The sequence below is a fragment of the Mesorhizobium sp. J18 genome, assembly GCF_007829525.1.
In the GTDB taxonomy this organism is placed as follows: Bacteria; Pseudomonadota; Alphaproteobacteria; order Rhizobiales; family Rhizobiaceae; genus VLJP01.
Genome location: NZ_VLJP01000072.1, coordinates 1 through 7759, shown reverse-complemented (window position 1 = coordinate 7759; position 7759 = coordinate 1). Strand labels below are relative to the sequence as shown.

General features: G+C 60.0%; 5 protein-coding genes and 2 pseudogenes. 3 read left to right on the top strand and 4 right to left on the bottom strand.

Annotated elements, in window-relative coordinates:
• Positions 1-417 (bottom strand): annotated as a pseudogene (locus L598_RS19565) (transposase); the annotation flags it as partial.
• A 308-nt stretch (positions 418-725) separates the two neighbouring features.
• On the opposite strand from L598_RS19565, the pseudogene istA reads away from it, so the two are divergent.
• Together istA and istB are read left to right on the top strand one after the other, a co-directional pair.
• Positions 726-1744: pseudogene (gene istA / locus L598_RS19560) on the top strand (IS21 family transposase); the annotation flags it as partial.
• Positions 1734-2528: an IS21-like element helper ATPase IstB gene (gene istB / locus L598_RS19555; RefSeq protein WP_144865396.1), complete on the top strand. Its 795-nt coding sequence runs from the start codon at positions 1734-1736 to the stop codon at positions 2526-2528. The pseudogene istA and the gene istB, both read left to right, overlap by 11 nt.
• 398 nt (positions 2529-2926) lie before the next feature.
• Here the strand turns inward: istB and L598_RS19545 are convergent, their stop codons facing one another.
• Entirely contained in the window at positions 2927-3856 is a 930-nt protein-coding gene (locus L598_RS19545) for a LysR family transcriptional regulator (RefSeq protein WP_144865398.1), read from the bottom strand.
• Between the two features lie 157 nt (positions 3857-4013).
• Here L598_RS19545 and ampC point away from each other — a divergent pair, with 157 nt between their 5' ends.
• A complete protein-coding gene (ampC, locus tag L598_RS19540; RefSeq protein ID WP_144865394.1) occupies positions 4014-5201 on the top strand; it encodes a class C beta-lactamase in 1188 nt (395 codons plus the stop codon).
• Positions 5202-6081: 880 nt separating this feature from the next.
• Here the strand turns inward: ampC and L598_RS19530 are convergent.
• Positions 6082-7551 carry a penicillin-binding protein 2 gene (locus L598_RS19530; protein WP_144865390.1) on the bottom strand — a complete coding sequence of 490 codons (1470 nt, stop codon included), beginning with the start codon at positions 7549-7551 and terminating at the stop codon, positions 6082-6084.
• A 21-nt stretch (positions 7552-7572) separates the two neighbouring features.
• The coding region (locus L598_RS19525; RefSeq protein WP_144865388.1) for an integrase core domain-containing protein at positions 7573-7759 on the bottom strand (187 nt) is incomplete at its 5' end.

Genomic DNA, 7759 nt, shown 5'->3' with positions numbered 1-7759 from the left:
GCGCCTCTTCATCTGCTCGGCCGTGCGGCTTCTTGCGCTGGGTCGATCGGTGCTGGCCGAGAACCTTGCAGGCAAACCGCTCCGAGACGGAGAACTTCGCCACGACATGGTCGACGCAGCTACGGCGACGGGCGGGGCTCAATAGTTTCCCGAGGCAGCCTCTTTCAGGATCAGCTTCTCGAGCGTSAGGTCCGACACAGCCTTGCGCAGCCGGTCATTCTCTTTCTCGAGCTCTTTCAGGCGCTTCACCTGGTCACCCTTCAGGCCACCGAACTCCTTGCGCCAGCGGTAATAGGTGAACTGTGTCACGCCGATCGAACGAACCGCTTCGCCAACCGAACGACCTTGCGACAGCAGAACATCGACCTGACGCAGCTTCGCGACGATCTCTTCGGGCTTATGCTTCTTCTGGGGCATTCCAACGTCCTCTCCAACGGCTCAATAGCCTACTTCAGGGAGGACCACTTTTCAGGGGGCAGACCAAGCGTTGGCGCGAGGCTAGAAAAACTCATTCCTGGCGCCGTGCTAAAGATAGTGAAGGGCGGCGCACATGATCTGGCGATATCTCATGCGTCGCAAGCCGCCGCAATGATTGAAGCTTTCCTCGCAAGCAGTTCGTGCTTCGACTGATAGAGGTGCCCATTTCGCCCTCGTCTTGTTCCAGACGCAAGATTCATCAACTCTGAGAAAGCCGCTTTTCCGGCCTCCAGCACCTAACCGGCGATCTGCAGACGCACGAGATGCTGTTCGACGCCCACAACCACGCCTTCCGGGTTCTGGGCGGCGTTCCCCGGCGCTGAATCTACGACAACATGCGCACGGCGGTCGACAGGATCGGGCGCGGCAAGGAGCGGCAGGTCAATGCCCGCTTCTCGGCCCTGGCCAGCCATTATCTGTTCGAGACCGAGTTCTGCAATCCGGCCTCGGGCTGGGAGAAGGGACAGGTCGAGAAGAACGTTCAGGATGCGCGTCACCGGCTATGGCAGCCGATGCCGCGCTTTCCATCGCTGGAGGCCTTGAACGACTGGCTGGAGCGGCGGTGCCGGGAGCTGTGGCAACAGGTTCCCCATGGTGTCCGACCCGGAACGATCGAAGACATCCGGGCCGAGGAAGCGCGGTTCCTGATGCCGATGCCACGCCTCACGGCTTCGTCGAATACACCAAGCGGGTCTCTCCGACCTGCCTCGTCCATTTGGAGCGCAACCGCTACAGCGTGCCGGCGTCCTTCGCCAACCGGCCGGTCAGCCTCAGGGTCTATCCGGAACGGATCGTGGTTGCCGCGGAGGGGCAGATCGTGTGCGAGCACCGCCGCATCATCGAGCGGTCGCATGATCGGCGTGGCCAGACCATCTATGATTGGCGTCACTATCTGGCGGTCATCCAGCGCAAGCCCGGAGCCTTGCGCAACGGCGCTCCCTTCACTGAACTACCCGAAGCCTTCAAACGGCTGCAGCAGCATCTGCTCAGGAAGCCCGGCGGCGACCGCGAGATGGTCGAGATCCTGTCGCTCGTCCTGCAACATGACGAGCAGGTCGTGCTGACGGCCGTGGAGATGGCGCTGCAGGCCGGCGTTCCGACCAAGGTTCACATCCTCAATCTCCTGCACAGGCTGGTCGACGGCAGACCGATCGCCCCGCCAGTCATCGACGCGCCGCAGGCGCTGAGCCTGGCCAAGGAGCCACAGGCCAACGTCGAGCGCTACGATGCGTTGCGCCAGGTTCGGGAGGCCCGCCATGCGTCATGATCCCGCCAGCGGCGCTATCGTCATCATGCTCAGGAGCCTCAAGATGCACGGCATGGCGCAGGCCGTCGCCGAACTCACCGAACAGGCTTCACCCGCCTTCGAGGCCGCCATCCCCATCCTGTCGCAACTCCTGAAGGCCGAGATGGCCGAGCGGGAGGTCAGGTCCGTGGCCTATCAGTTCAAGGCAGCCCGCTTCCCGGTCTATCGCGACTCGGCCGGCTTCGACTTCGCCAGCAGCGAGATCAACGAGGACCTCGTGCGACAGCTCCATCGATGCGAGTTCATGGGCGATGCCAACAATGTCGTGCTTGTCGGCGGCCCGGGCACCGGCAAGACCCATATCGCCACCGCCCTTGGCGTGCAGGCGGTTGAGCATCATCGCAAGCGTGTCCGCTTCTTCTCCACCGTCGAGCTCGTCAACACGCTCGAGCAGGAGAAGGCCCAGGGCAAGGCCGGCCAGATCGCCAATCGGCTCGCCCATTCCGATCTCGTCATCCTCGACGAACTCCTATACCTGCCCTTCAGCGCGTCAGGCGGGGCGCTGCTGTTCCACTTGCTGAGCACGCTCTACGAGCGCACCAGCGTCGTCATCACCACCAACCTCAGCTTCAGCGAATGGGCGACCGTCTTCGGCGACGCCAAGATGACGACGGCGCTGCTCGATCGGCTCACCCATCACTGCCACATCCTGGAGACCGGAAACGACAGCTTCCGCTTCAAGAACAGCTCAGCCCAGACCACCGACACAAAGAAGGATAAAGCACCCACCTTGAACAAGGCCTGAGACCCAAACCATACATGAAGGCGGGTCACTTCTCGGCGAAAATCCCGGGTCGGCTCTCAGCGGAAATCAACACGGACGCTTTGCTCCTACGTTCTTGCCAGCGTTCCAAGCTGGGCGCTTGCGGCTCGCCTCATCGAATTGAGAATGACCCATCGGAGTTCTCCTCGGCCTTGATTGGCCAGGGGATAAACGGAGCTGTCCGCGTCACAGCTTAGGGTTGCCAACGGACTGTCCGCTTCTGGGAGGCGCTACCGGGTAAGCTGACGTTGTGTATCCATGCAGAAGGGCAAAGTTTGCCTCGGCAGCTCACGACGCCCATTGTCGCCATACGGCCTGCTTCCATCGCCGTCCGTCCATTCGTCCGGTTCCCGGCGGATGGCGAGCCGGGTTCTGGACGATCAGCTCTCAATCGTCACCGACGAAGGCCGCCGTTCGGCTACAGGGTCCAGTCGTGACGGTGTAGCAGCGATTTCGGCCAGGACCCAGTCCCGAAATGCCCTCATGGAGGCCGTCTCCTCCCGGGATTTGAGATGTGTCAGCCAATAATTCCCTGCGGACACGGCTATATCGAAGGGCTGCGCGATGCGTCGCTCAGCAATCTCCCGGGCGAACATCGCAACCGGAACGAGGGCTACACCAGCCCCTTGTGCCGCCGCCTCAACAAGTGCCCTGGAGGAGTCAAACATCCAGCCGCGGACACTCGGCGGCTCAATACCGGCCGCTCTGAACCAGAGGCGCCACTCGTCGATCCGGTAAGACCGCAACAAGTCCTCGTTTGCCAAGTCCCTGGGGCTCTCAAGACGCGCAGCGATCAGCGGCGTGCAGACCGGCGAGAGTGGGGCGTCCATCAGGTGCACTGCTGTGGTTCCAGTCCAAGCGCCGTCGCCGAACCGGATGAAGAAATCGAGACCGTCGAGCAGAATGTCAGCACGGTTGTTGTTCGTCTTAAGCCGGAGATCCACGTGCGGATGCTTCTGCTTGAATGTCTTCAATCGCGGTAGCAGCCAGCCGATCGCAAAAGTACCCACCACTCCGATCGTCAGGATTTCCTTGTAGTTGCCTTCTTCAAACTGACTGAGCGTGGCGCTCATGCGGCGGAACGCGTCGGTCAGCACCGGCAACAATGCGTGCCCTTCGTCAGTCAAAGATATTCCGCGTGGAAGCCGTTTGAACAGGACAGTGCCGAGGGTCTCCTCCAGCGCCCTGACCTGATGGCTGATTGCCGTCTGCGTGACCCGCAGTTCCAGGCCGGCGCGCGTGAAACTGCCGAGGCGCGCTGACGCTTCGAAAGCGCGCAGGGCATTGAGAGGCAGCTGTGAAACTTCCATTCTGCGATACCTCCAGACCAAGTTTATCTCATGGCAGATCAGAGAATTCATCGTTTGGCAAGGGTCAAGCTTTCGCCTACCCAGAACTGGGCGGTGGACCCCAGCAGTGGCCGCAAGCGCGGCCGACCCTATAGAAGACGAGGACGTTGTATCTGTGATGAATGGAAACTCCTTTCGGAAGCTAGCAATTCCGGCCAGCGTAGCTCTGCTTTTCGGAGCTTATGCCCATGCTGCCGAGCGCCAGGAGAGTAGCGAGGTCGCTCGCGTCGTAGACGAGACGATCCTGCCCATCATGAAAGAACACGATATTCCGGGAGTGGCCGTTGCGGTCACGGTCCGGGGCAAACGCTACTTCTTCAACTATGGCGTCGCTTCGAAGGAGAGCGGGCAGAAAGTCACCGAAGATACGCTTTTCGAGATCGGATCAATCAGCAAGACATTCACGGCGACGCTCGGATCCTACGCGCAGGTGCGCGGCGTGCTGTCGCTTTCCGATAGAGCCAGCGAAAATATGCCGGCATTGTCCGGCAGTGCCTTCGACCAGATCAGCCTGCTCGATCTTGCCACTTATACCGCAGGTGGCCTCCCCCTGCAGTTTCCCGACGATGTAACCGATGATGAGGGGATGGTTGCCTTTTACCAGGCGTGGCGGCCGGAGCATCCCGCTGGCACCCACAGGCGCTATTCGAACCCGAGCATCGGCCTGTTCGGACATCTGGTCGCCAAGAGCATGGAAAAGCCGTTCGAGGACCTGATGGAAGATGAACTATTCCCAGCGCTCGGACTCACGCACACCTACATCAACGTTCCGCAGGAGCGGATGGAAAATTACGCATATGGCTATTCGAAAGAAGGCAAGGCCATACGGGTGAACCCAGGCGTCCTGGACGCAGAAACCTATGGAGTGAAAACATCATCCGCTGATCTGATCCGATTTGTCGAGGCTAATATAGACAGTTCCGAACTCGACGAATCGCTTCAACGCGCGATCGCAGGGACCCACATCGGGTACTATAAGATCGGTCCCATGACACAGGCACTAGGTTGGGAGATATATGACTGGCCAACAGATCTCGACCCACTGCTCGCGGGCAACTCCGCAAAGATGGCGCTGGAGGCGAACCCAGCGACAAGGCTCGACCCGCCATCGGATCGCGACGCCATACTGATCAACAAGACCGGCTCGACCAACGGCTTCGGCGCGTATGTGGGCTTCGTTCCGAGCGAGCAGGTCGGCATCGTGATGCTGGCCAACAAGAACTACTTCATTCCAGACCGAGTAAACGCTGCATATGCAATCCTCTCCGCATTGGCAGACGAGACTGGGGCGACAATCGCTCGCTGAACGTACTTTTCCGGCCAGTACCCGACGCTGGCTGCTAGAAGATGGGAACTGCCGCGGTAGGCGCGGCAGTTAGTGGGTTTCTTAGCCAAAAATCCGGCCCAAACGCGTGTCCAACGGAATGCCCCTCTCCAGAACTGGCGATCGTGTGGCTCCAGACAGCCGCAGCGTGAGCAATATGGCTTCCCATTATTGTCGGCCCGGCGGAAGTCGACGAACTAGCCGTAGGCGTCATCCTCGGTGAGAGACCAGACCTCCTCGGGATGGAGATTGCGGCCATCCGGGCGCAACAAGGGATGCTGTCCGAAGCCTTCTTTCCGATTCAGGCCAGGCGGTGGCCAAGCTGATATCGTTTACCGAACTCACAGCTAGGCATTCTTGCTGCAAAGACGGTCACACTCCCCTGTGGCACTTGCTCCATAATGCCGCACAATGGCTTGACTCCGCGATTGTGGGGGCGATGTTCGCGATCTGCGACGACTTCGAGTTCTACGGCTACCGCCGTGTTGGCAGGGCCTTGGCAGCAGGGCCTCATCGTAAACCACAAGCAGATCTGCCGCCTGATGCGCCAACACGGGCTGCAGCCGAAGGTCAGGCGTCGCTTCGTCGTCACGACTGATAGCGGCCAAGACAGGCCGCTCTCGAAGGATATAGTTCAACGGATCCGCCGCTTCATCGACGAGGTCTACAACAAACGCAGGCTCCATTCGGCGTTCGGCTATCTGAGCCCGCAGCTGTTTGAGGATCGGCACGTCCGGCAGAGTGGCAAAACAGCAGCCTGCTCAGTGTCTAGCCAAGGGGTGCACTCCACGCTCGCTCGCCCCGGTTACAGGAAAGGCGACCACGCTGGATTACGATGGTTAACCGAGGTAGCGCGGGTCAGTCAAAACCTCGGAGCGATGCCAAGCATCGGCGCTGTGCGCGAAACCAATTTTCCGGACACTTCGCCCGCGTTCCAGCCGGCGGTGCGATTTCTGGAGGTGCCCTCGGCGTGAGGTTCATCCAGCATGACCAACATTGCATATCGCGGAGCGTCCATAGGGAAAACAGACGTGAAGAAGGTCACGTTCTTGTCTTTCGCGTAACGCCCGTCCACGACCTTTTCAGCCGTCCCTGTCTTGCCGCCGATGCGATAGCCAGGTGCGAGATGTTCGGCACGACGGGCGCCGCCTTCCAGAGCATTAAGCCTGAGCAGGCGAATGATCTGGACACTGGTGTGACTGGAGACAACCTGCGGGGCGTGCTGACGCGCATCTTCGAACGACCGTACAAAGAGCGTCGGTTGCACAAGATAGCCACCGTTCACCAAGGCTCCTAGCGCCGTCAGCATTTGAATCGGAGTCAGGCTGATCCCGTGGCCAAATGAGGCGGTTGCTGCGCCTACTGCCGAGAATGCCTCCGGGACGTAGGAACTAGTCACCTCGGGAAGCTCGATTGCCGATCGCGTGTCAAACCCGAGCGCCGAGATGAAGGTGCGGAAGTAATCTCTGCCCATCTGTTCTACAAGCCGTGCTGTGCCAATGTTCGACGAGTAGGTGAACACCTCGCGGACCGTCAACATGCGGTGCTGCCCCCGAAAATCTGATATGGTGTGGCGGCCAAAGCGCAGCGGATGCCGCGCATCGACCAAGTCATTCAGTCGTACGCGGCCACTTTCGAGCGCTGCAGCCACTGTGACGATCTTGAAGATCGATCCAACCTCGTAGCGACCGGCAGTCAGCCGATTGAAACGACCTTCGGCCAATATGCTTCCGGGCTCGTTTGGATCGAAGTCTGGCAGCGAAACCATGGCAATGATCTCGCCCGTATGCACGTCCATAATCGCGGCGGCGGCCGCTATTGCGTCAAACCGGCTAATAGCCTTGGTGAGTTCATCGTGGACTGCGTGCTGAACTCTCAAATCGACCGAGAGGATGATCGGCTCTGGGCTGAACTCCCCCTGCCGGGCCACATGGAACGTCCCTCCCACCCCGGCGATTCCTCGGTAATTGATGTCAAGCGCTTCGAGACTATCCTCCGCTACTGAGGTGCTACCCAAGTAGGCGCGTTGGACCTCGCTTCTGAAGCCAACTACGGGAACCTTCTCGGGCATTGCCCGCACCTCGATGTCTGGCCACATCGCCATGGCGAAGCTGTTACCATCCTGGAAGGCCAGGTGCGGCAGATAGGAACCCTGAGGGTTGACCGCTGCAGTCAGCTCTGCGGCGCTGGCGCGACCGAGTTCGAGCGGACCCCCCAAGATGACGGCGAAAGCGAGGTATGTGCCAGCAAGAACAATGCGGAGCCGGAGCCTCGCGAGTTGGTCTGCGGTGGATCTGATACCTGCCAAGGAAAGGGAAGTGATCAGCCCCACTTGAGTGGTCCATTTTAAAAGTTAGTGCATCGCCGGTCTTTGGTCCATCGGAAGGATGGTTTCCGGGGCTGGCGGGSGRTAGCCCAATGCGCTGTGTGGTCGTTTCGTGTTGTAGTGCTTCCTCCATTGCTCGATCAGTATTTGTGCCTCGCGGAGGCTGTAGAAGACTTCTCCATTCAGCATTTCATCGCGGAAGCGGGCGTTAAAG